The sequence below is a fragment of the Achromobacter spanius genome (genome assembly GCF_029637605.1).
GTDB lineage: Bacteria > Pseudomonadota > Gammaproteobacteria > Burkholderiales > Burkholderiaceae_B > Achromobacter > Achromobacter spanius_E.
On record NZ_CP121261.1, the window covers coordinates 2,245,129 to 2,266,923 of the forward strand.

The following is a 21,795-nucleotide window of genomic DNA, read 5'->3' on the forward strand; positions in this document are numbered from 1 at the left end:
CGGGTCAGGGTTTGCTTTTGTCCGGCAGTTGCGGCGCGGCCACGCCGGCGCGGAACGGATACTTGGCGAAGATCTGCGCCACGGCCTTGTCCACGTTCTGCGGCGTGTTGGCGCTGTCGGGGTTCTGCACTTCGCCCACGGCCACGCCTTCCCACACCAGTTGCTTGCGGCGCGCGTCGACCAGGTCGATGTTCAACGTGCCTTCGGTGTATTGGTAGACATCGTCGCCCCAGCCGTAGCCGGGCCAGCCGCCGTAGAAGCCAGAGCGGTAGCCGTAGTACGGCCCCATGGGCGGCGCAGCGGGGGTGACCTGCGTTTTTTGCTGGAGCTTGGCGCCGAAGTTCACCAGCAGGTCGGGATTGGATGCGTTGTAGGTATAACCGCGCATTTCCATCTGGCCGCGCGTGGCGTCCTTCAGGCGCTCGGTGAGCAAGGTGCTGTAGCCGGCCTTGTCGGTGCCTAGCGGCGTCATGAAACCGAAGGTTCGGTACTGCGCAAAATTGGCCTGATGGTCGTAGTCGCCCTTGATCGTGGGCCCTGAGGCGCACGCTGCAAGCAAGGCCGTCATGGAACCCGCCGTCAACCATTTCACCGCTTTCATCGCTTTCATGGGGATGTCTCCGAGAGCACAGGGCCACGACATAGTGCCGCGAAGCCCGTAAAGTTTCAACAGAATCTCATTCGCATCCCGTGCCGACGCCACCCCGGTCGCGCCTCGCCGCGCCCTGCCCGTCCATTACACTCGGGGCTGGCTTTTTGACCCTGATGCTGACCACCATGTTGGAACTCGACGGCTCGATCTGGTTTCGTTCCGGCGCCCAGACCTGGGGCGGAAAAAATCGCATAGACCTGCTGGCGCAGATTGACGCCACCGGCTCCATCACGGCCGCCGCGCGCGCCGTGGGCATGAGCTACAAGGGGGCCTGGGACGCCATCGACGCCATGAACAACCTGGCCGGCGAACCGCTGGTGCTGCGGGCGGCGGGCGGCAAGGGCGGCGGCGGCACGCAACTGACCGACCGCGCGCGCCGCCTGATCGCGACCTTCCGCGCGCTGGAATCCGAGCACCGGAAATTCATGGACAAGCTGACGCACGCGGGGCTGGACGCCAGCGGCGACATCGACCTGATGAGACGCTTCATGCTGAAAACCAGCGCACGCAATAAATTCCTGGGCACCGTGACCGAGATCCGCACCGGTGCCGTCAACGACGAAATCCAGCTTCGCATCGCGGGCGGGCACCTCATCACCGCCACCATCACGCGCGACAGCACGGCGGAACTGGGCCTGCAGCCCGGTAAAGAGGCGATTGCGCTGGTCAAGGCGTCCGCCGTCATCATCGGCGCGCCGGGTCCGGGCTTGCGGCTGTCGGCGCGCAACCAACTGCTGGGCCATATCAGCGCCATCCGGCCGGGCGCGGTCAATAGCGAGATCCTGATCGGCATGGAAGGCGGCGCCACGCTCGCGGCCATCGTCACCAATGACAGCGCAGAGGAACTGGGGCTGGAAGTGGGCGCGCCCGCCGTGGCCATCTTCAAGGCATCCAGCGTGATCCTGGGCGTGCTGGACTAGGGTTCTGAATCAAACCCCCACGTCATCGCGGCGGTGGCCCACCTTGCCGTCGCGCACTTCAAAGACCTCGTCGGCCAGCGCGTCCACGTCCGCCGGGTCATGCGTGATCAGCAGCATCGGCACGTCAAGCTGCCGCTGCAAGGCACTCAATTCCTGGCGCATCCGGCCGCGCAGGTGCGCGTCCAGCGCCGAGAACGGCTCGTCCAGCAGCAGGATGTCGGGTTGCAGCATCAAGGCCCGCGCCAGCGCCACGCGCTGCTTCTGGCCGCCGGAGATTTCACCGGGATAGCTGCCGACGATGGCGCCCAGTTCAAAGGCATCGACCCAGCGCCTGGCCTCGGGCCCTACCTCGCGCCGGGGCGGGTTGCGCCAACCCCGGCGCAATCCAAAAGCGATGTTCTGCGCCACCGTCAGATGCGGGAACAGGGCGTAGTCCTGGAACAGATACGCCACGCGCCGCGCCTGCGCGGGCAGGCAGATGCCGGCTTCGGCGTCGAACAGCACCCGCCCATTGATCTCGATGCGTCCGGCGTCCGGGCGCAGCAGCCCTGCCACGGCGCGCAAGGTCAGGCTCTTGCCCGCGCCGGACGGCCCGAACAGGGCGATGCGTTTTGATGACGACGTAAACGCCGCATCCAGTTGAAAGTGCCGGTCGCCCGACACCATGCGCCTGCTGACTTGGATGCTGATGCTCATCGCCCGCCCCCGTTGCGCTGGCCGGCGCCCACCGGCAGCAGCTTGCCCGCCACCACCAGGACCACCACGCAGGTCATCGACGTGACCAGCACCAGCAGATTGGCGGTGCGGTCGTCTCCCGCCTGCACGGCTTCGTAGATGGCGACCGACAGTGTCTGCGTGCGGCCCGGCAGGCTGCCGGCGATCATCAGCGTGGCGCCGAATTCGCCCAGCGCGCGGGCAAAAGCCAACAACACGCCCGCCACAATGCCACGGGCGGCCAAGGGCAGCGTCACGCGGAAGAACACACCGGCGTCGCCCACGCCCAGCACGCGCGCCGCGTTTTCCAACTGCGCGTCCACGTTTTCAAACGCGGCGCGCGCCGACTTGAATACCAGCGGAAACGCCACGATGGCGGCGGCGATCACCGCGCCCTGCCAGGTGAAGACCAATTCAATGTCCCACTTCGCCAGCGTTTCACCGATGATGCCGCGCCGGCCCAGCAACACCAGCAGGTAGTAGCCCAGCACGGTAGGCGGCAACACCAGCGGCAACGTCAGGATGGCGTCCAGCAGATCACGGCCCGGCCAGCGCCAGCGCGACAGGCCATAGGCCGCGGCGGTGCCGGCCACGGTGGCCAACAGCGTTGCCCAGCCGGCCACTTTCAGCGACAGCAGCAGCGGCACCCAGACCGAATCCGTCATCGATACCCGCCTATCCAACCGACATCAAGGTTGCTGAAAGCCATAGCGCGCCAGGATGGTCTGGCCCGCGGGCGACAGCACATAGGCCACGAAACGTTCGGCTTCCGCGGCGGCCGCCTGGCGCGCCGTAACGGCAATCGGATAGGTCACGGGCGTTTGCGACGGCACGCGCACCGCCACCTTGACCTTGTCGGGCATGATGGCGGCGTCGGTGGCGAACACGAAACCGGCGTCAACCTCGCCGCGCGATACATAGGCCAGGCTTTGGCGCACGTTCTGCGCCAGCACGCCCTTGGCCTGCACGGCGTTCCACAAGCCCGCCGCTTCCAGCGCGCCCTGCGTGTAGCGGCCCACCGGCACCGAGGCCGGGTTGCCGTAAGCCACGCGTTTGATGTCATCGCGGGTCAGGTCTTTCAGCGATGTGATGTTGGCCTGGCTGTCGGCCGGCACGATCAACACGACCTGGTTCGCCGCGAAGTCCACGCGCGAGGCCCGTTTCACGGCCTGTTCCGCAACCGCCTTGTCCATCGCCTTCTGGTCGGCCGAGGCGTACACATCGGCGGGCGCGCCCTTCAAGATCTGCTGCAGCAAGACGTCCGACGCGCCGAAGTTCAACACGACCTTGGTGTCGGGGTGTTCCTTTTCGTAGGCCTGCGCCACGTCCTTGAAGGCGTTGGTCAGGCTGGACGCGGCGGATACCACCAGGTCGGCCGCGTGGGCGCCAGGCATCCACAGAGCGCAAAGCGCCAGGGCCAGCGTCGGCAGCGCACGTTTGCAAGACATGGTCTTCCTTGAAAATTGCGGTTCGGTAGCGAAATATATAGCGGTATATAACGACCGTCAATTTGGCACCTGGGCAGGGTCCGCGCCCGATAAAGGTTTAGGGAAGAAGCGGCTTCAGCCGCGCTCGACGGTCGTGACGCGCAGCGTCTCCGGCGCCAGCGCCTCCTGCAGGCTGGCCAGCGCCAGCTCGGGCTGGGCCGCGCCGCACATGAAGATGTCCAAGGCCGCGAAGCGGTGTTCGGGCCAGGAATGAATGCTGATATGGGATTCGCTCAGCATGACCACGCCAGTCACCCCCGCGCCCTCGCCGAAGTGATGGAAATGCGCGCTCAGCACATTTGCGCCCGCGGCCCGCGCTGCCGCGACCAATTGCGTTTCAAGCACCTTGGCGTCGCGCAGAAGGTCGGCGGCTACACCGCGAAAATCGGCCAGCACATGGCGGCCGGGCGTGGCGTGCACCGTCACTTGTGCGATCCACCCGACGACCAGCCCGAGCCTCCGGACGAACTGCCCCAACTACTGCTGCTACTGCTGCGGCTGCCACTGCCGCCGCTCATGCTGACGCCCGGCGAATTGGCGCCCGTGGCCGCCATCACCACCACCAAGGCATAGATGCCATACAGGAACTTGCCCATCGTTCTACTCGTCCTTTCCGGAAAGCTTGTCCGCCAGCTTGGCGGGGAACCACAGGAACGCCAGGCCGATCAAGATCGGCACGAAACGACCGTTCAGGATGTTGCCGAAATTCAGGAACACCATGCCGATCGTGGCGATCCAGGCCCATTTGCTGTATCCGCCCCGCTTGCCGCCCCGCGGCAGGGACTTCTGCTTGGCAAGTTCGGGGTTGCCGAACCATTCCGCCAGTTGCGCCGGCGCCACCGGCGCCGATGCCGACCAGCCCAGCTCGGACTCGCTCAGTTCGCGCGTCAGCTTCAGCGTGCCGGCCTTGTAGTCGGTGATCTTGGTGGTGTCGCCCGCCTTGACGCGCCAGTTGAACGCGCCCAGCGGCATCTCTACCCGCGAGGTGTAGTCGTACAACTTCTGGTACAGCTTTGAGCGCCAGCGCACGCTGGTGGCGTTGTTCTGGCTGGGCCAGGTGTCGCAGACTTGCACGCGCTCCCAGCCTTCGTCGGTTTCCACCAGCCAGATAAAGCCCTTGGCCGGATTGAACAGCAGGTATTCGATCCAGTCGGACGGTTCTTCGGGGTCGGGATCGGCGCATTTCATCAAGCCGATCAGCGTGTAGCTGACGCCACTGATCTTGGCCACCGCGCCCAGCGACAAGGTGGTGCTGATCGACTTGACCTTGCGCGCCTTCGCGATGACTTCGACGGTGGGGCCGGAACAATCGACCGCGGCCGCGCAGGACGGGCACACCACGTGGGTGGCCATGGCCGCCACGAAGCTGATGGGCGCACCGCAGTTGGGGCAGTCCAGCGCCTTGATCTGGCCGCGAAAACGGCCGGCGGTCTCTTCCACCTGTTCGTTGCTGCGCAACGATGCCGCCTGCATGGCGGACAGGTCGAAGGCCTTGCCGATATAGAGCTCGGGTTCGGGGCCGTCGGAAAAATCCAGCGTGAGAAAGGCGTCCACACTGCGGAAATCCGCCACCTTGGCTTCCCAGCCATTGCCCGGCACAAAAGGCAGTTCGCCCTGCGCCCCGCCGGCCTGTGCGCGGCGCATGTCCGACGCCACGAAGCGCTGCCCGTCCAGCTTGAGCTCGTCGCCTGGCGCGATGTCGGCAAAAGCCGGCAGGCCTTGCGTGGACTTGACCTTGCGCCGCCGCGTAAGCGCGTACTGGCCCGAGGCGTCCGACAGCCAGCCGTCGGCGCCATCTTCGAACCAGACGTACCACTCGTTCCAGAAGCCGTCGTCGTAGCGCAGCTGGATGCGGCCGATCACGTCGAAACGCTTGCCGTCGACGCTGCCCGCCGCGCCCAGGCACAGCGGCGAATAGTCTTCCAGCACGTCGGCCATTTCGCCGATGCGCTTGACTGACTCGGCATCTTTCAACAAGGTGCTGCGGCAAGCGCCGCAGACCGCCATGACCGAGGCGGTAGAGGTGAACTTGACCGGGGCGCCGCACTGCGGACACAGAACCTGCTGCATGGGGCCTTAGCTGGTCAGTTTCTTCAGCACTTCCGCCTTGGCCGTGTCGTAATCGGCGGCGGTGATCAGGCCTTTATCCAGCAGGTCTTTCAACTGCTGCAAGCGCGCGACGGGGTCGGGTTGCGATGGCGCCGCGGGTTGCTGGGGTTGAGCTTGAGGCTGGGCTTGCCCCACGCCCAAACCCGCCGCCATGGTCTGCCCCAACGCCGCGCCCGCCGCCAGGCCCGCGCCCACGCCGGCGATACCGCCTTCGTTCTGCGCGGCCAGGGGAATCGCCGTGGCCGTCTGGTACTGCGTGAACTTGTCCAGGTCGCCCGCCATGCCCATCGAAATCCGCGTGTCCAGCGCCTTTTGCAGCTCTTCGGGCAAGGACACGTTTTCAACCGTGAAGTTGTCCAGCTTGACGCCATAGCGGTCAAACACGGGCGCCAGTTGTTCGCTGATGCTTTGCGACATCAGCCCCTGGTTGCCCGCGATATCCAGGAACGGCACCTTGGACCCGCCCAGCGCCGTGGTCATGGCGGCCACCACCATGTTGCGCAATTGCGCTTCCAGGTCGTCCACCGTGTATTCGTCGCGCGTACCGCTGATTTCCCGATAGAACTTGGCCGGGTCCGCAATCTGGTACGAATACACGCCGAACGCGCGCAGCCGCACCATGCCGAATTCGCTGTCGCGCAAGGTCACGGGTTGCGCCGTGCCCCAGCGCCGGCCCAGTTGCAGCCGCGTGCTGAAGAAGATCACGTCCGACTTGAAGGGCGACTCGAACAGCTTGTCCCAGTTCTTCAGGTAGGTCAGGATCGGCAGCGTTTGCGTGGTCAGCTTGTACATGCCGGGGCCGAACACGTCGGCCACCTTGCCTTCGTTCACGAACACCGCCATCTGCGATTCGCGCACGGTCAGGCTGGCGCCGTACTGGATTTCAAAGTCCTGCATCGGATGGCGCCAGGCGAGCACGCCGTCGCGATCCTCGTTCCATTGCAGGATGTCGATGAACTGCTTGCGAATAAAGGAACCGAGACTCATGAAAAGCTCTCCCGTGTCAGATCGGATTCGACGGCGCCCGCCTTCAGGTCAGGCAGGCCGCGTTCACGATGCCGGCGGCCAGCGAGATCGAACCGATCAGGCCGCCCATGGCGATGTTGTTTTGTTCGATGGCTTCGTTCATGCCCTGGATGGCCTTGTTGACCACCACATACACAACGATCTGCACCAGCATGGCGGCCAGGCCCCACACCAGGAACATCACGAAGCTGGCATGCACGGCAATGCTTGAGCACAGGGTGAAGCTGAAGCCCACCAGCGCGCCACCATACGACAGCACGGCGGCGATGTTGCCTTCGCGGATCAGGTCGAATTCCTTGTAGCGGGTCACGGCGGTATAGACCGCGGTGAAGACGCCCAGCATGACAAGCGCCGAGACGATATAGATCAGATAGGTCACCGCCGGATGCATCGCTTCTCCCATTGCCAGCCTCCTAATTGCGCGCAGTATATACGCCGCGTTCGATATACTGCGAACGCATTTTTCGCCCCGGACACCTCATGCGCGACCGCGTTCTCATCCTATCGGTATTGATCGTTGCTTCCTGCGGTTTGGGCTATGAGCTCATCAGCAGCGCGCTAGCCAGCTATTTACTGGGCGATTCCATCCTTCAGTTCTCCTCCGTCATTGGCTGCTATTTGTTCGCCATGGGCATCGGCTCGTGGTTGTCAAAATATGTAAGAGACGAAGACGTTTTGAATCGGTTTATCGACGTCGAGCTGCTGGTGGCCTTGTTGGGCGGGGTCTCGGCGGCGGTGCTGTTCCTGGTGTTCGCCTGGCTGTCCGCGCCCTTTCGCGCGGCGTTGTATGTGGGCGTGTTCGTCATCGGCTTGATGGTGGGCATGGAGATTCCGCTGGTGATGCGGGTGTTCAACCAGCGCAAGGCCGAGTTCCGGGAAATTGTCAGCCGCGTGCTGACCTTCGACTATCTGGGCGCGCTGGCGGTGTCGTTGATCTTCCCGCTGCTGCTCGCGCCCAAGCTGGGGCTGCTGCGCACCAGTTTTCTGTTTGGCATCCTGAACGCCAGCGTGGCCCTGTGGACCACGTGGCTGTTTCGCGCCGAGGTGCGCCGCCCCGGCGAAAAAGCGTTGCGCGCCTGCGTGGTGATCGGCTTCCTGGGGCTGGGCTTCATCTATTCCTCCGCCATGACGACCTGGGCCGAAAAAGGCCTGTACGGCGACGACGTGGTGCATGCCGAAACCACGCCCTACCAGCGCCTGGTGGTGACGCGCTGGCACGACGACCTGCGGCTATACATCAACAACAACCTGCAGTTTTCGTCGCGCGATGAGCATCGTTACCACGAATCGCTGGTGCATCCGGGTTTGCAGACGCTGCCCTGGGCGCGCAACGTACTGGTGCTGGGCGGCGGCGACGGGCTGGCGGTGCGCGAAATCCTTAAATACAAGAACATCGAACACATCACGCTGGTGGATCTGGACCCCGCGATGACGGGCTTGTTTTCGCGTTCCGAGCCCTTGGTTGCGCTGAACCAGGGTTCGCTCAAGGACCCGCGCGTCACCGTCATCAACGACGACGCTGGCCGCTGGCTGGAAACGCACGCCGAGGTCTACGACTTCATCGTGGTGGATTTTCCCGACCCGTCCAATTTCGGCCTGGGCCGCCTGTACTCGGTGCCCGTCTATCACCTGATGGCGCGCCACCTGGCGGAAAACGGCTACATGGTGATCCAGTCCACGTCGCCCTACTTCGCGCCGCGTTCGTTCTGGAGCGTGGACGCCACGCTGAAGGAAGCCGGACTGAACACCTGGCCGTACCACACCTATGTGCCGTCGTTCGGTGATTGGGGCTTCATCCTGGCCAGCAAGCGGCGCGACTACACGCCGCCCGACAAGATCACCGTGCCCACGCGCTATCTCGACGCCGTGACCACGCGCGAACTCTTCCACTTCCCTGCCGACATGCCGGCGCTGGCGATGCCGCCCAACCGCTTGAATGAGCAGTCGCTCGTGCGCTATTTCGACGAGGACTGGCGCAAGGTCATCCGCTGATGCGCCGCCGCAGCTTTCTTCTGGGCGCGGCCACGGCGGCGGTGGCGGGCGCGGCGGGGTACGCCCGGTCGCGCATCGTCGAGACCACCGCTGACGTGTCCTATCCCGGCATGCAGGCCGGGCATGCGCTGCGCGACGGCGCCGCGCTGCCCGCGCCATCGGCCAGCCATCGGCATCAGGTGGTCATCTTGGGCGCAGGGGTGGCGGGCCTGTCCTGCGCCTGGAAGCTGGCGCGCGAAGGGTTCACCGATTTCGTCGTAGTGCAAGGGCCGGAATTTGCCGGCAACGCGGCGGGCGGGCAGCGCGACGAACTGCACTATCCGCTGGGCGCGCATTACCTGCCGCTGCCGTCGATGGCATCTACCCACGTGCGCGAGATGCTGGACGACTTCGGCATCATCGAGCGCGGCGCGGGCGACCTCCGCCCGTACTACGACGAGACCATCCTGGTGCATTCGCCGCAAGAACGCCTGCTGCGCAATGGCCAGTGGGAAGACGGCCTGCTGCCCATGACGGGCTTGCCCGATGCGGACGTGGCGCAACACCGCCGCTTTCTGGCGCTGATCGACCGCCTGCATACTCAGCTTGGCAACGACGGCCGCAAGGTCTTTTGCATTCCGCTGGTGCTGTCGTCCGACGACCCCGCGTGGCGGGCGCTGGACACCATCACCTTCAAGCAATGGCTGGACCGCGAAGGCTACACGTCGCCCGCCTTGCACTGGTATCTGAACTACTGCTGCCGCGACGACTACGGCGCCAACTACGACGTGGTTTCGGCCTGGGCGGGGCTGCACTATTTCGCCAGCCGCGACGGCCATGCCGCCAATGCCGCTGAAGGCGCGGTGCTGATCTGGCCGGGCGGCCTGTCGGTGCTGGCCGACCGCATGCGCCAGGCCATCGATGAAAAACTCGGGCACACCCGCTGGCTGATGGCCGGCACGGCAGTGCGCGTGGCCGAGACGCCCGCCGGCCCCTTGACTACCTGCTTGACGCTGGACGCCGAGCCGCGCGCCTATACGCTGCAAAGTCGGCGCACCGTGTGCGCCATGCCGCTGTTCGTGGCCCAACGCATCCTGCCGGACATCCGCGCCTATGGGTATGACCCGGCCGCGCATGCCTCGTCGCATGCGCCCTGGCTGGTTTCCAACTTCGTACTGGACGGCTATCCCATCGAGGCGCCCGGCGAACCGCTGTCCTGGGACAACGTGGTCTACCAGGGGCGGGGGTTGGGCTATGTGGTGTCCACGCACCAATTGCTGCGCGTGACACGGTCGCCGCGCACTGCCTTCACGGCCTATCACGCGCTAAGCGGTCAGACACCCAGCGCCGCGCGGCAATGGTTGACCACGGCCAGCCCGCAAGACCTGCGCGACGAAGCCGCCGCCGATTTGATTGCCGCCTACGGCCGCGAATTCTGGCGCAACGCGCGCCGGCTCGACATCACCGTGCGCGGCCATGCCATGGCCTCGCCGCTGTGCGGGTATCTATCCAACGCCGGGCTTGCCGCCTTGCGTGATGTGGACGGCCCGGTACTGTTCGCGCATGCGGACTTGTCGGGCTATTCCGTCTTTGAAGAAGCGTCGTGGTGGGGCGTGGTGGCGGCCGGCCGCATCCTGGGACAACAAGCGCTGCGTAGAGGAACACATGGGTAAGCACGTCATCGTCTTGGGCGCGGGCATTGTGGGCGTATGTTGCGCGCTGGAGCTATTGCGCCGGGGCGCGCGCGTCACGCTCGTCGACCGCCAGGCGCCCGGCATGGAAACGTCATTGGGCAACGCGGGCGTGCTGGCGCGCAGTTCCCTGATGCCGTTCAATCACCCCGGTTTGTGGGGGCAACTGCCCCGGCTGATGAAGAACGACAGCGTGCAGTTCCGCTATCGCGCGTCGTATCTGGCCAGGAACCTGGGCTGGGCGGCGCGGTTCTTGTTGAACGCGCGGCCGTCGGTATTCAAGGAAACCGTCAAGGCGCTGGACGGCCTGATCCGGCTATCCGCGCCCGAACATTTGAAGCTGTTGGACGAAGCTGGTGCGCGCCATCGCTTGCGGGACACGGGCTGGGTATTTTTGTACCGCAGCGAGGCGGCGTGGCACGGCAGCGCGTTGGCGCGCAACACGTTTGCGCAGTATCAGGTGCCGACGCAAACCTTGAACGCCACCGAATTGGGCGAGCTGGAACCGGCGTTGTCACCGATCTTTCACCGCGCGCTGTGGATCCAGGGTTCGTATTCGGTTGACGACCCGCATGCGGTGGTCGCGGCGTACGCCGACCTGTTCCGCGCAAAGGGCGGCACGTTCCGGCGCTTGCAGGCCGCCAGCATCCGTCGCGACGGCCAGGGCTGGACGGTGCATGGCGCGCAAGGCTCGGAGTCGGTGTCGGCGGACCAGTTGGTGGTGGCGTTGGGGCCGTGGTCGAAGGCGATGTTGAAGAGCACGGGCATTGAGCTTCCCATGGCGTTTGAACGCGGCTATCACATGCATTACCGAGGTAAAGACGGGGCAAGCGTCACGCGCCCGGTGTACGACACGGGCGGCGGATATGTGTTGTCGCCCATGGCGCGCGGGCTGCGATTGTCGACGGGAGTGGAATTGGACGCCTGCGACGCGGCGCCACGCAACACGCAGTTGGACATGGCGGAGGCGCGGGCGCGTGAAGCGTTTCCGTTGGGTGAGCGCTTGGACGCGGCAGCTTGGCTGGGCCGTCGCCCTACCCTGCCCGATAGCCGGCCGATGATCGGCCAGGCGCCGAAACACCCGGGGTTATGGCTGGCGCTGGGCCATCAGCACATCGGTTTCAGCACCGCGCCGGGCACGGCGAAGATATTGGGTGAGTTGATGTTCGACGAGGGCGAGGCATCGCGCCATCAGGCGTTTCGGCCGGGGCGGTTGATTTAGGGGGGGTTGTTAAGGGGCGGGCCGTTGATTTAGGGGCGTTGTTAAGGGCCAAGCCGTTGATTTAGGGGGTGTCGCGGGCGGCGGTGATTGATGGGTTGCGCGCGATCCAGGATGGGGTTCTTGCGGCGGACATCGCGCGCTTCACCCATCCTACGAATGCGTCGTTGACTTCGTAGGATGGGTGAAGCGCGCGATGACGGGCAACGGATCCCTGCCACCCCAACGCGCGCAACCCATCTCGTGCTGCCCCAACGGGCACCATCTCACGCCGCCCCGCTACCCCAACAACAACGCATCATCCGACAGTTTTTCCCCGCGCACGCGCTCGAACATCGCCAGCAGATCCGGCACGTCCATGCCGCGGCGCTCGTCGCCGGAAACGTCCAACACCACCTGCCCCTGATGCAGCATCACCGTGCGGTCGCCCACGTCCAGCGCCTGGCGCATGCTGTGGGTGACCATCATGGTCGTCAACTGGTTTTCGGCGACGATGCGCGCCGTCAGTTGCAGCACGAAATCTGCGGTGCGTGGGTCCAACGCCGCGGTGTGCTCGTCCAGCAGCAAAATCCGCGACGGCTGCAAGGCGGCCATCAGCAGGCTGACCGCCTGGCGCTGGCCGCCGGACAACAACCCGATGCGGTCGGTCAGCCGGTTCTCCAACCCCAAGCCCAACGTAGCCAAGCGCTCACGAAACCCGTCCTTCATCGACGCCTTGACCGCGCGGCTATACCCTCTGCGCACGCCGCGCATCTGCGCCAGCGCCATGTTTTCTTCAATGGTCAGGTCTTCGCAGGTGCCCGCCATGGGGTCCTGGAACACTCGGGCCACCTGGCCGGCGCGCGCCCAGACGGGCTGGCGCGTCACGTCCACGCCGTTGATGTCGATGCTGCCCGAATCAATCGGCAGGTCGCCCGATACCGCGTTCAGGAACGTGGACTTGCCAGCGCCGTTGGACCCGATGACGGTCACGAACTGGCCCGAAGGAATGTCCAGCGACAACCCACGCAGCGCGCGGGTTTCGATGGGCGTTCCCGCGTTGAAGGTAATTTTCAGATCTTTTGCGGACAACATATCAGCGCCCCTTCTTGCCGACGAGACGGCGCTTGAGCATGGGGATGACCAGGGCAATCGTGACCAGCACCGCTGTGACGAGGTTCAGGTCTTGCGCCTTCAGGCCGATGAAATCGCTATTCAGCGCCAGCGCGATGAAGAAGCGGTAGACGATGGCGCCGATGATCACGGCCAGCGTCGCCAGCACCAGCTTGCGCGACGGCAGGATGCTTTCGCCGACGATCACCGCGGCCAGGCCGATCACGATGGTGCCGATGCCCATCGAAATATCCGCGCCGCCCTGCGTCTGCGCGAACAGCGCGCCGGCCAGCGCCACCAGGGCGTTGGACAAAGCCATGCCGCCCAGGATCATGCGGCCGGTGTTGACACCCTGCGCGCGGGCCATGCGGCCGTTGGAGCCGGTGGCGCGCAGCGCCAGGCCGCTTTGCGTGGCGAAGAACCAGTCCAGCGCCAGCTTCACCAGGATCACGATCACAATCAGGATCAGCGGACGCGCGACGTAGTCGGAAATCCACTCCGGCTGCAAAATCGTGAACACGGTGGGCTCGGTGATCAGCGGCACGTTGGGCTTGCCCATGATGCGCAGGTTGATCGAGTACAGCGCGATCATCATCAGGATGCTGGCCAGCAGGTCCATGATCTTCAGCTTCACGTTCAGCCAGCCCGTCACCAGCCCCGCCGCCGCGCCGGCGATAGTGGCGATGACCGTGGCGGAAAACGGGTCGGTCCCCGACGCGATCAGCGTGGCACAGACGGCGCCGCCCAGCGGAAAGCTGCCGTCAACGGTCAGGTCGGGGAAGCGCAGCAGGCGAAAGGAGATAAACACGCCCAAGGCCACCAGGCTGAAGATCAGCCCGATCTCCAACGCGCCTAACAACGAGAACAATGACATGGGTTAAATCCAATCAGGGTAAGGATGGTGCATATTAAAGACTTGAAACGTCGGATTTCTTGCGTTCCGGCATCAGTTTTACCCGAGCTTTCGCAATAAACGTTTCTCGGTTCGTCGGGGACGGGGCCGCCGCGCGCCCCAAAAAAACATAACAAAAACCCCGCGCACGCCGCTTGAGCGTGGCGGGGTCTGGCCGGAGTCGCTTTACTTCACGACCACCGCGGCCGACTTGATGACGTCTTCGGACAGGGTCACGCCCTGCTTCGCGGCGGCGCCCGGGTTCACGTAGAGTTCAAGCTTGGAGATGGTTTCCGACGGAATGGCGCCGGGCTTTTCGCCCTTGAGGATACGCACGACCACCCTGCCCGTCTGCATGCCCAGGTCGTGGTAGTTGATGCCCAGCGCCGCGATACCGCCGCGCTTGACGCTGTCGGTGTCGGAGGCAATCAGCGGGATCTTGGCGTCGTTGCCGACCTTGACCAGGGATTCATACGCCGACACGACGTTGTTGTCGGTGTTGGTGTAGATGACGTCAACCTTGCCGATCAGGCTGCGCGCGGCGGAAGCCACGTCCACCGAACGCGGGGCGGCGGCTTCGACCAGGCTCATGCCCGACTTGGGCAGGATTTCCTGAAGCTTCTTCACCACCACGACCGAGTTGGCTTCGCCCGGGTTGTAGACGATGCCCACGCGCTTGGCGTTGGGCACGATTTTCTTGATGAGTTCAACCTGCTTTTCCAGCGCCAGCATGTCCGACACGCCGGTCACGTTGGTGCCCGTGGCGTCCATGCTCTTGACCAGTTGGGCGGCCACGGGGTCGGTCACGGCGGAATACACCACCGGCACGTCCTTGGTGGCGGCCACGACAGCCTGGGCCGACGGCGTGGCGATGGCCACGATGGCGTCCGGGCGGTCACCCACGAACTTGCGGGCGATCTGCGCGGCGGTGCCGTTGTTGCCCTGCGCGCTTTGGTACTGCCATTTCAGGTTCTTGCCGGATTCAAAACCGGCTTGCTTGAGGGCGTCTTGCACCCCGTCACGCACGGCATCCAGCGCCGGGTGCTCGACGATGGCGGTCACCGCCACCGATTTTTGCTGCGCGGACACCGGCGCGGCGATAGCCATTGCCAGCGCCATGGCGCCAACCGTCAGAAAATGTTTTTTTCCGATCAGCATACTAAGCTCCTTGAACCCTTGGTTTTTGTTCATTACTACAACTGCGCCGGCGGCTTCCCGCCGGTCGGTCAGCCGTAAAGCCGTATAGTCTAACTTGCCGCCAGACAAAAGAATTTGCGGGGAATCCCTGAAATGGTGCATGCCAATCAGGCATGCTCCAAGCCGGGGCGCGCGGCGCCAATATACTAAATATCGCCACCCGGGCTCTTGCTGCCCGCGCTTCATCCAGCAGCCCCGGGGCAACCCGTCAGACGCATCCAAAGGCCTCACCATGATCAAACGCGCGCTGGGCCGTTCCGGCCTGCAAGTTCCCCCGCTTACCTTCGGCGGCAACGTCTTCGGCTGGACCGTCGACGAAGCCGGCGCCTTTTCCCTGCTGGACGCCATGGTGGACGCGGGCCTGAATTTCATCGACACGGCCGACGTGTATTCGCGCTGGGCCCCCGGCAACCAGGGTGGCGAATCCGAAACCCTGATCGGCAAATGGCTCAAGCGATCCGGCAAGCGCGACCGCGTGATGATCGCCACCAAGGTCGGCATGGAAATGGGCCCTGACGCGGTGGGCTTGTCGCCCGCATACATCCGCCGTGCGCTCGAGGCCTCGCTGGCCCGGCTGCAAACCGACTACGTGGACTTGTACCAGTCGCACAAGGACGACCCGGACACGCCGCTGACCGACACGCTGGCCGAATACGCCAAGCACATTGAAGCCGGCAAGGTGCGCGCCATTGGCGCGTCGAACTACACGGCGGTGCGCCTGTCCGAAGCGCTGATCGCGGCCGAACGCCACGACCTGCCGCGCTACGAAAGCATCCAGCCCGAATACAACCTGTACAACCGCGCGTCCTTTGAATCCGGCTTGCAAAGCCTGGTGAAGACGCAGCAAATGGGCACGATCAACTACTACGCGCTGGCCAGCGGCTTTCTTAGCGGCAAGTACCGCAGCGCGGCCGATGCCGGCAAAAGCGCGCGCGGCCAGAAGATTGTGGACACGTATCTGAACGAACGCGGCATGCGCATCCTGAGGGCGCTGGACGAGGTCTCGGAAGACGCCGGCTGCACGCCCGCGCAAGCCGCGTTGGCCTGGCAGATTGCGCAGCCCGGCATCACCTCGCCCATCGTCAGCGCCACGTCCCTGGCGCAGCTGGACGAACTGGTGAAAGCCGCCAGCTTGACGCTGACGCATGACCAGTTGACCAAGCTGAGCCAGGCCAGCGAGTGGCGCTGACGAGGCCCCAGCGCCGCTAGTGGCAACTTAGCGGCGCCCCCATCAATCCAGCGTCACGCCGGAATCCTTCACCACTTTCGCCCAGCGAGTCACCTCGCTGTCAACGAACTTGCCGAAGGCGGGGCCCGTCATGTTGGGCACCGCCGAACCGTTGCCGGCCCAGGTTTCCTTCAACTTCGGCGTATTCAGCGCCTTGGTGATTTCAGACGCCATCTTGTCGACCGCCTCTTGCGGCGTGCCGGCCGGCGCCCAGATGGCGTACCACGTGGACACCACGTAATTCGGCACACCCGCCTGGGCAGCGGTGGGCACGTCGGGCAAGGAAGCCGACCGCTCGGTGGCGGCCACGGCCAGGGGCTTGATCGCCCCCGCGCGAATGTGGCCGGCCGAGGATCCCAGGCCGTCGAACGCCATGTCCACCTGTCCGCCGATCAGCGCCGACAACATAGGTCCCGCCCCCTGATAGGGCACGTCGACCAACTTGATGCCCGTCTGCATGGCGAACAGCTCGCCCGCCAGATGGTGCGTGCTGCCCTTGCCGGCCGTGCCGTAGTTGATTTCGCCGGGATGCTTCTTGGCATAGTCGATGAACTCCTGCAGCGTCTTGACCGGCAGCTTGCCGGGGTTGATCACCACCACTTGCGGTGGCTGCGCCACCAGTGCGACAGGCGCGAAGTCCTTCTGGATGTTGTAGCTGAGGTTTTTGTAGAGCGAGGGAGCCAGCGCATGGTGCGCGCCGCCCATGAAGAAGGTGTAGCCGTCGGGCTTGGCCTTGGCCGCCACACCGGCGCCCACTGTGCCGCCCGCGCCGCCCTTGTTGTCGATGACGACCGTCTGGCCCAACTGCATGGTCAGTTGCTGGGCCAGCGGACGGGCGAAGGTGTCCGTGCCGCCGCCAGCGGGGAACGGAACAATCAAGGTGATGGCGCGCTCTGGCCATTGCGCGGCGGCCGAGCCGCCGAAACCCAGGGCTGCCACGGCGAATACGGCCGCGGCGATCGTGCGAACTTTCATAATGTCTCCTCTTGCTGCATCACGGGGACGGCGCGGTTGTCTGCGTCTCGTCTCTTGAATTTTTTATTGAATGAAGCTGCCAGGACTGCATAGCGGGGATCGGGTCGGCGTCGCCTCCTTGGAAGAAAAAAATGCCGGCCCCTGAAGGCCGGCACTGATGGTTGGCGTCAGAGCGCCTGATAGGTTTCGCGCAGCACGTTCTTTTGCACCTTGCCCATGGTGTTGCGCGGCAGTTGGTCGATGATGTGCACGCGCTTGGGCACCTTGAAGTTCGCAATGCGCGACTTCAGTTCGCGCTGCATGGCATCCGCGTCCAGTGACACGCCGTCCTTGGGCACCACCACCGCGACCACGGCTTCGCCGAAATCCGGATGCGGCACGCCGATGACGGCCGATTCAGCCACGCCGGGCATGTCGTCGATCAGGGTTTCAATTTCCTTGGGATAGACGTTGAAGCCGCCCGAGATGATCAGGTCCTTGCTGCGGCCCACGATGGACAGGTAATCGGCCGGCGCTTCGTGGCCAGCGGATTCGCCGCCCCAGCGGCCGACGTCGCCCGTCTTGAACCAGCCGTCTTCGGTGAATTCCTCGCGGGTTTTTTCCGGCATGCGCCAGTAGCCCGAGAACACGTTGGGGCCACGCACCTGCACGTTGCCGATCTCGCCCGGTGCGAGCGCCACGCCCGCGTCGTCCACCACCCGCACTTGCACACCCGGCAGCGCGCGGCCGACGGTGCCGGCCAGGCGCTCGCCCAGCTTTGCGTCGTAAGGGTTGGACGTCAGCATGACGGTTTCGCTCATGCCGTAGCGTTCCAGGATGGCGTGGCCGCTGCGCGACTTGAAGTCCGAAAACGTTTCGGCCAGCAGCGGCGCGGAACCCGAGATGAACAAACGCATGTTGGCGCACACCGCGCGGTCAAAGCGCGGGTCGGCCAGCAGGCGCACATAGTAGGTGGGCACGCCCATCATCACCGTACTTTGCGGCAGATAGCGCAGCGCCTGGTCGGTGTCCAGCTTGGGCAGCCAGATCATTTTGGCGCCCGCCAGCAAAGCCCCGTGCGAAGCCACGAACAAACCGTGCACGTGGAAGATGGGCAGCATGTGCAGCAGCACGTCGTCTTCGCGCCAGCCCCAGTATTTGTGCAGCACCTGCGCGTTGGCGGCCAGGTTGCCGTGCGACAGCATCGCGCCCTTGCTGCGGCCGGTGGTGCCGGACGTGTACAGGATGGCGGCCAGGTCTTCCGGCTTGCGCTCCACGGTCTTGAACGTTTGCGGCTGGCCGCCCGCGGCGTCCAGCAGCGTGCCCGTGCGGTCTTCGTCCAGCGTGTAGACGTGCGCGCAGCCGGCCTTGTCGGCGGCGCGTTGCACCCAATCCTGGTTCTTGCTGGCGCAGACCACGACGGCCGGCTCGGCGTTACCCAGGAAGTACTCGATCTCGGCTTCGCGGTAGGCCGTGTTCAGCGGCAGGTACACCAGGCCGGCGCGCAAGGTGGCCAGATACAGCAGCAGCGCTTCCGGCGACTTCTCCACTTGCACCGCCACGCGCGACCCGTCGGGCAGGTCCAGCGACGTCAGCAGGTTGGCCAGGCACGCGGAGGCGCGGTCGATGTCATCCCAGGTGTATTCAAGGTCGGGCGTTTCCAGCGCGACTTTGCTGCGATCTTTGGGGAAGCCGCCTTGCAGGACAGCATAGAGGTTGGCGTTGCTCACCTTGGTCAGTCTCCGGAAAAGGAAGGATCTACGCCGGCCAGGAACGCGCGCACGCCTTCCTGGTGGTCCCGGCTTTCGGCATAGGAGAAATAAGCTTGATATTCGTCTTCGGTCAAGGCGCCGCCTTGGGCAAGCCTGGCCGACAGGCGTTTATTGATGCGGGCGGCCAACGGCGCGCCCTGGCAGATGCGTTCGGCGCTGCGGCGCGCGGCATCGGCGACCTGCTCATCCGGCACGATGCGCGTCAGCAAGCCCAGGCCATGGGCCTCGTCGGCGCCGAACACGCGGCCTTCCAGCAGGATGGCCAGCGTGGCCGCGCGTCCGACCAGCGCCAGCAGGCCGCGCATTTCATCAGGCGCCATGGGAAAACCCAGGCGGTTGATCGGCACGCCGAAACGGGCCGAGGCGCCGGCGATGCGCAGGTCGCACTGGCTGGCGATCTCCAGCCCGCCGCCCACACACACGCCTTCAATCTGCGCCACTACCGGATGCGGGCAATTGGCCACCGCTTGCAGGGCCGGCGCCAGGATGTCGCGGTGATAGCGCTGCACGCCCGCCATGTTGGCGCGCTGGGCGGGGAACTCGCGGATGTCCGCGCCTGCCGCGAAATTGCCGCCTTCGCCGCGCACGATCACGCAGCGCAAGGCGTCGTCGGCAGCCACGCGCGTGAACACGTCGCGCAGTTCGCCCCACATGCCCACCGTTATCGCGTTCAGGCGCCCTGGGTGCGATAGCGTCACCCAGGCCAAGGCCCCTTCGCGTTCCAGCCGCACGCGGCCGGTCACGTCTTGCGTCATGTCCCCTACCCTTTTTTATTGATATGTCTTGCTGTCGTCGCCGGGCAATGGCAATCAGGCCACGCGCCCCACGCCTCGGCTGACCTGGGGCTTGCCTTCGCCCAGGCGCGCCAGGTTGGTGTCGAGTTCGTCCAGGTCGTACAGGTAATTGACCATCATCGCGCAGGATTGCTTGAGCCCCTTGGTTGATGTATCAGCCGCCCAGTTCAAGCGTTCAATGCGCGCGCCGTTGCCCAGGTGAAAGCGCGCCACCGGGTCCAGCGGCAAGCCGTTTTTCATGGATTGCAGATAGGTCGCGGCCAGGCGGAAGCCGGCGCGCTTGACCACATCGGACGCCGGGCCCTGCGCGGCCTTGGCCAGACGCGACACCCAACGCTGCCCGTCCGGCACGCCTTCGCGCTTGCGGTCCTTGGTGCGCGATTTATCTTCGCGCACGATGGCCTCCACGGCGTCGGCGTCCAGCTTGCCCAGCCAGTCGGCAAAACCGGGGATGGGCGACAGCGTGGCAAAGTTCTTCAGCTTGGGCAGTTCTTCCAGCAGTTGCTCCACCACGCGCTTGAGCAGGAAGTTGCCGAAGCTGATGCCCTTCAGGCCGGGCTGCGTATTCGAAATGGAATAGAAGATGGCCCAGCGCGCCTTGTCCAGATCCTGCGGCGGCAGCGTGCTGTCCAGCAGCACCTGCACGTTGTCGGCCATGTTGCCGGCAAACGCCACTTCCACGAAGATCAGCGGCACGCCTGGCATCTGCGGATGGAAATAGGCGTAGCAGCGGCGGTCGGGCGACACGCGGCGGCGCAGATCATCCCATGACGTGATCTCGTGCACGGCTTCGTACAGGATCAGTTTTTCCAGCAGCGAGGCGGGTGAATCCCAGGTCAGCGGGCGCAGTTCCAGCAAGCCCACGTCAAACCATGCCGACAGCAAGCCTTCCAGTTCCTTGTCCAGCCCCTGGATGCCGGACACCTGCTTGCGCCAGCGCAGCATGTCGGCCCGCAGATCCACCAGGAAGCGCAAGCCATGCGGCAAGGCGTTGAAGCGCTTGAACAGGCGCGTGCCTTCGCCACCATCGGCCGCGAAGGTGGCGCGCACTTGCGCCAGCGCAGCCAGCATCAGCCGGCGGTCTTTGCCGTCGGCCGCGCTGTACTGCTCGCACCAGCGGCGCGCCAGCTTGTTGGCGGCCACATCGGTCAGGCGCGCTTCGAACAGGCGGCGCACGTCGGATTCGCTGGGCAGGCGCCCGCGTTCCCATAGCTTGCCCAGCCGCGTCATCAGGCTGGCGCCTTCGGCCGCGGCGGCGGCATCGATCAGTTCGGGGTCGGGTTCAGGCGTGCGAGCGCCCCGCGCGGGCGCGAGATTGGCGGGTACGGACATGGGCGGGCTCCTGGATAACGATGGGATCGGTCAAGACCGGGTCGGCGGCGTCTTCATTGGCCAATGCGCGCAGGGCTTCCAACTGCCGCATCAGATGGGTGTGGGCCAGCGCCTGGGCGGCGTCGCTGTCGTGCGCTTTCAGCGCATCGAAAATGGCCAGGTGTTCGGCGCAGGACTGCTGGATGCGCCCGGGCCGCGCCAGGCTGCGATGGCGCGACAGGCTGAGCACCTTGCGCAGGTTGCCCACCATGTCCGACAGCCATTGGTTGCCGGCCAGCGCCTGCACGGCTTCGTGGATCAGGTAATTGGTTTGGTAGTAGGCGTCGATACGGCCGGCGCGCGCGTGGCCGGCAAGTTCGGCATGCAGCGGCTCAAGCGCCGCCAGTTCTTCGTCGCTGGCCTTGCGCGCGGCTTCGAAGGCGCAACGCCCTTCCAGCATGGCCATCAGCGGGAAGATGTCTTCCAGGTCTTGCGTGGACAGTTCGTTGACAAAGCAGCCACGCCGGGGCTCCAACCGCACCAGCCCTTCGGTGGCAAGCACCTTCAGCGCTTCCCGCAACGGCGTGCGGGAAATGCCCATTTCGCCGGCCAGGCGCAGTTCGTCGATCCACTCGCCATTGCACAGCGCACGCGCGTGAATCATGGCGCGCAGGCGATCCGCGACTTCCAGGTAGAGGGCTTGACGGACGATGGGTTGGCTCATGGGGCGGCGGTTTGAATTGACGCCGATATTTGGCGCCGTAAT

General features: G+C 65.0%; 22 protein-coding genes. 5 read left to right on the forward strand and 17 right to left on the reverse strand.

Features of this window, described 5'->3' with window-relative positions:
• Nucleotides 1–4: 4 nt before the first annotated feature.
• Complete coding sequence (locus tag P8T11_RS09850; RefSeq protein ID WP_268082398.1) at nucleotides 5–601, reverse strand: DUF4136 domain-containing protein; 597 nt, start codon at nucleotides 599–601, stop codon at nucleotides 5–7.
• A 164-nt stretch (nucleotides 602–765) separates the two neighbouring features.
• Between P8T11_RS09850 and P8T11_RS09855 the strand changes: the two genes are divergently transcribed.
• Nucleotides 766–1,572, forward strand: coding sequence for a TOBE domain-containing protein (locus tag P8T11_RS09855; protein WP_418910335.1), 807 nt, complete (start codon nucleotides 766–768; stop codon nucleotides 1,570–1,572).
• A 9-nt stretch (nucleotides 1,573–1,581) separates the two neighbouring features.
• Here the strand turns inward: P8T11_RS09855 and P8T11_RS09860 are convergent, their stop codons facing one another.
• From P8T11_RS09860 to P8T11_RS09895, 8 genes are all read right to left on the reverse strand, one after another.
• On the reverse strand, nucleotides 1,582–2,268 hold the full coding sequence (locus P8T11_RS09860) for an ATP-binding cassette domain-containing protein (protein ID WP_268082107.1): 687 nt from the start codon (nucleotides 2,266–2,268) through the stop codon (nucleotides 1,582–1,584).
• Entirely contained in the window at nucleotides 2,265–2,951 is a 687-nt protein-coding gene (modB, locus tag P8T11_RS09865) for a molybdate ABC transporter permease subunit (RefSeq protein WP_268082106.1), read from the reverse strand. The genes P8T11_RS09860 and modB overlap by 4 nt, the downstream gene beginning before the upstream one ends.
• Nucleotides 2,952–2,975: 24 nt before the next feature.
• Complete coding sequence (gene modA / locus P8T11_RS09870) at nucleotides 2,976–3,734, reverse strand: molybdate ABC transporter substrate-binding protein (RefSeq protein WP_268082105.1); 759 nt, start codon at nucleotides 3,732–3,734, stop codon at nucleotides 2,976–2,978.
• Between the two features lie 114 nt (nucleotides 3,735–3,848).
• Nucleotides 3,849–4,199: an adenosylmethionine decarboxylase gene (gene speD, locus P8T11_RS09875; protein ID WP_268082104.1), complete on the reverse strand. Its 351-nt coding sequence runs from the start codon at nucleotides 4,197–4,199 to the stop codon at nucleotides 3,849–3,851.
• Nucleotides 4,196–4,369: a hypothetical protein gene (locus P8T11_RS09880; protein WP_164741274.1), complete on the reverse strand. Its 174-nt coding sequence runs from the start codon at nucleotides 4,367–4,369 to the stop codon at nucleotides 4,196–4,198. Before P8T11_RS09880 ends, speD begins: the two co-directional genes overlap by 4 nt.
• Nucleotides 4,370–4,373: 4 nt before the next feature.
• Entirely contained in the window at nucleotides 4,374–5,843 is a 1,470-nt protein-coding gene (locus P8T11_RS09885) for a DUF4178 domain-containing protein (RefSeq protein WP_268082103.1), read from the reverse strand.
• A 6-nt stretch (nucleotides 5,844–5,849) separates the two neighbouring features.
• The gene (locus P8T11_RS09890; RefSeq protein ID WP_268082102.1) at nucleotides 5,850–6,869 is read right to left on the reverse strand and encodes an SPFH domain-containing protein; all 1,020 of its coding nucleotides are present in this window, start codon (nucleotides 6,867–6,869) and stop codon (nucleotides 5,850–5,852) included.
• A gap of 43 nt (nucleotides 6,870–6,912) precedes the next feature.
• Nucleotides 6,913–7,299: a DUF350 domain-containing protein gene (locus P8T11_RS09895; RefSeq protein ID WP_127186405.1), complete on the reverse strand. Its 387-nt coding sequence runs from the start codon at nucleotides 7,297–7,299 to the stop codon at nucleotides 6,913–6,915.
• A gap of 89 nt (nucleotides 7,300–7,388) precedes the next feature.
• Here P8T11_RS09895 and P8T11_RS09900 point away from each other — a divergent pair, with 89 nt between their 5' ends.
• From P8T11_RS09900 to P8T11_RS09910, 3 genes are read left to right on the forward strand one after another with little or no spacing between them, the layout of a single operon-like run.
• Nucleotides 7,389–8,900, forward strand: coding sequence for a polyamine aminopropyltransferase (locus tag P8T11_RS09900; RefSeq protein WP_268082101.1), 1,512 nt, complete (start codon nucleotides 7,389–7,391; stop codon nucleotides 8,898–8,900).
• Nucleotides 8,900–10,552 carry an NAD(P)-binding protein gene (locus tag P8T11_RS09905; RefSeq protein ID WP_268082100.1) on the forward strand — a complete coding sequence of 551 codons (1,653 nt, stop codon included), beginning with the start codon at nucleotides 8,900–8,902 and terminating at the stop codon, nucleotides 10,550–10,552. The genes P8T11_RS09900 and P8T11_RS09905 overlap by 1 nt, the downstream gene beginning before the upstream one ends.
• The gene (locus P8T11_RS09910; RefSeq protein ID WP_268082099.1) at nucleotides 10,545–11,792 is read left to right on the forward strand and encodes an NAD(P)/FAD-dependent oxidoreductase; all 1,248 of its coding nucleotides are present in this window, start codon (nucleotides 10,545–10,547) and stop codon (nucleotides 11,790–11,792) included. The genes P8T11_RS09905 and P8T11_RS09910 overlap by 8 nt, the downstream gene beginning before the upstream one ends.
• Nucleotides 11,793–12,068: 276 nt before the next feature.
• Here P8T11_RS09910 and P8T11_RS09915 read toward each other — a convergent pair whose 3' ends face one another.
• The 3 genes from P8T11_RS09915 to P8T11_RS09925 all read right to left on the reverse strand — a co-directional run bounded on the left by P8T11_RS09915 (nucleotide 12,069) and on the right by P8T11_RS09925 (nucleotide 14,931).
• Entirely contained in the window at nucleotides 12,069–12,863 is a 795-nt protein-coding gene (locus P8T11_RS09915; RefSeq protein ID WP_268082098.1) for an ABC transporter ATP-binding protein, read from the reverse strand.
• A gap of 1 nt (nucleotide 12,864) precedes the next feature.
• The gene (locus tag P8T11_RS09920; protein WP_268082097.1) at nucleotides 12,865–13,755 is read right to left on the reverse strand and encodes an ABC transporter permease; all 891 of its coding nucleotides are present in this window, start codon (nucleotides 13,753–13,755) and stop codon (nucleotides 12,865–12,867) included.
• Nucleotides 13,756–13,959: 204 nt separating this feature from the next.
• Nucleotides 13,960–14,931 (reverse strand): ABC transporter substrate-binding protein, encoded by a 972-nt coding sequence (locus P8T11_RS09925; RefSeq protein WP_268082096.1) that lies wholly within the window; start codon nucleotides 14,929–14,931, stop codon nucleotides 13,960–13,962.
• A 271-nt stretch (nucleotides 14,932–15,202) separates the two neighbouring features.
• Between P8T11_RS09925 and P8T11_RS09930 the strand changes: the two genes are divergently transcribed.
• Nucleotides 15,203–16,159, forward strand: coding sequence for an aldo/keto reductase (locus P8T11_RS09930; RefSeq protein WP_268082095.1), 957 nt, complete (start codon nucleotides 15,203–15,205; stop codon nucleotides 16,157–16,159).
• A gap of 42 nt (nucleotides 16,160–16,201) precedes the next feature.
• Here P8T11_RS09930 and P8T11_RS09935 read toward each other — a convergent pair whose 3' ends face one another.
• From P8T11_RS09935 to P8T11_RS09955, 5 genes are all read right to left on the reverse strand, one after another.
• Nucleotides 16,202–17,173 carry a Bug family tripartite tricarboxylate transporter substrate binding protein gene (locus tag P8T11_RS09935; protein ID WP_268082094.1) on the reverse strand — a complete coding sequence of 324 codons (972 nt, stop codon included), beginning with the start codon at nucleotides 17,171–17,173 and terminating at the stop codon, nucleotides 16,202–16,204.
• Between the two features lie 167 nt (nucleotides 17,174–17,340).
• Nucleotides 17,341–18,882, reverse strand: a complete 1,542-nt coding sequence (locus P8T11_RS09940; RefSeq protein WP_268082093.1) for a malonate--CoA ligase — start codon at nucleotides 18,880–18,882, stop codon at nucleotides 17,341–17,343.
• A 5-nt stretch (nucleotides 18,883–18,887) separates the two neighbouring features.
• Nucleotides 18,888–19,679 carry an enoyl-CoA hydratase/isomerase family protein gene (locus P8T11_RS09945; RefSeq protein ID WP_268082092.1) on the reverse strand — a complete coding sequence of 264 codons (792 nt, stop codon included), beginning with the start codon at nucleotides 19,677–19,679 and terminating at the stop codon, nucleotides 18,888–18,890.
• A 54-nt stretch (nucleotides 19,680–19,733) separates the two neighbouring features.
• A complete protein-coding gene (locus P8T11_RS09950; protein WP_268082091.1) occupies nucleotides 19,734–21,050 on the reverse strand; it encodes a malonyl-CoA decarboxylase domain-containing protein in 1,317 nt (438 codons plus the stop codon).
• Complete coding sequence (locus tag P8T11_RS09955) at nucleotides 21,001–21,753, reverse strand: GntR family transcriptional regulator (protein WP_268082090.1); 753 nt, start codon at nucleotides 21,751–21,753, stop codon at nucleotides 21,001–21,003. Before P8T11_RS09955 ends, P8T11_RS09950 begins: the two co-directional genes overlap by 50 nt.
• Between the last annotated feature and the right edge of the window lie 42 nt (nucleotides 21,754–21,795).

Excerpts from the sequence above, each read along its gene's own strand:
- P8T11_RS09945 (WP_268082092.1), bottom strand. The coding sequence starts at position 19,679 with ATGACGCAAGACGTGACCGGCCGCGTGCGGCTGGAACGCGAAGGGGCC.
- modB (WP_268082106.1), bottom strand. The coding sequence starts at position 2,951 with ATGACGGATTCGGTCTGGGTGCCGCTGCTGCTGTCGCTGAAAGTGGCC.
- P8T11_RS09885 (WP_268082103.1), bottom strand. The coding sequence starts at position 5,843 with ATGCAGCAGGTTCTGTGTCCGCAGTGCGGCGCCCCGGTCAAGTTCACC.
- P8T11_RS09860 (WP_268082107.1), bottom strand. The coding sequence starts at position 2,268 with ATGAGCATCAGCATCCAAGTCAGCAGGCGCATGGTGTCGGGCGACCGG.
- P8T11_RS09930 (WP_268082095.1), top strand. The coding sequence starts at position 15,203 with ATGATCAAACGCGCGCTGGGCCGTTCCGGCCTGCAAGTTCCCCCGCTT.
- P8T11_RS09920 (WP_268082097.1), bottom strand. The coding sequence starts at position 13,755 with ATGTCATTGTTCTCGTTGTTAGGCGCGTTGGAGATCGGGCTGATCTTC.
- P8T11_RS09925 (WP_268082096.1), bottom strand. The coding sequence starts at position 14,931 with ATGCTGATCGGAAAAAAACATTTTCTGACGGTTGGCGCCATGGCGCTG.
- P8T11_RS09895 (WP_127186405.1), bottom strand. The coding sequence starts at position 7,299 with ATGCATCCGGCGGTGACCTATCTGATCTATATCGTCTCGGCGCTTGTC.
- P8T11_RS09850 (WP_268082398.1), bottom strand. The coding sequence starts at position 601 with ATGAAAGCGGTGAAATGGTTGACGGCGGGTTCCATGACGGCCTTGCTT.
- P8T11_RS09955 (WP_268082090.1), bottom strand. The coding sequence starts at position 21,753 with ATGAGCCAACCCATCGTCCGTCAAGCCCTCTACCTGGAAGTCGCGGAT.
- P8T11_RS09950 (WP_268082091.1), bottom strand. The coding sequence starts at position 21,050 with ATGTCCGTACCCGCCAATCTCGCGCCCGCGCGGGGCGCTCGCACGCCT.
- P8T11_RS09915 (WP_268082098.1), bottom strand. The coding sequence starts at position 12,863 with ATGTTGTCCGCAAAAGATCTGAAAATTACCTTCAACGCGGGAACGCCC.
- P8T11_RS09935 (WP_268082094.1), bottom strand. The coding sequence starts at position 17,173 with ATGAAAGTTCGCACGATCGCCGCGGCCGTATTCGCCGTGGCAGCCCTG.
- modA (WP_268082105.1), bottom strand. The coding sequence starts at position 3,734 with ATGTCTTGCAAACGTGCGCTGCCGACGCTGGCCCTGGCGCTTTGCGCT.
- P8T11_RS09880 (WP_164741274.1), bottom strand. The coding sequence starts at position 4,369 with ATGGGCAAGTTCCTGTATGGCATCTATGCCTTGGTGGTGGTGATGGCG.
- P8T11_RS09900 (WP_268082101.1), top strand. The coding sequence starts at position 7,389 with ATGCGCGACCGCGTTCTCATCCTATCGGTATTGATCGTTGCTTCCTGC.
- P8T11_RS09855 (WP_418910335.1), top strand. The coding sequence starts at position 766 with ATGCTGACCACCATGTTGGAACTCGACGGCTCGATCTGGTTTCGTTCC.
- P8T11_RS09905 (WP_268082100.1), top strand. The coding sequence starts at position 8,900 with ATGCGCCGCCGCAGCTTTCTTCTGGGCGCGGCCACGGCGGCGGTGGCG.
- P8T11_RS09890 (WP_268082102.1), bottom strand. The coding sequence starts at position 6,869 with ATGAGTCTCGGTTCCTTTATTCGCAAGCAGTTCATCGACATCCTGCAA.
- P8T11_RS09910 (WP_268082099.1), top strand. The coding sequence starts at position 10,545 with ATGGGTAAGCACGTCATCGTCTTGGGCGCGGGCATTGTGGGCGTATGT.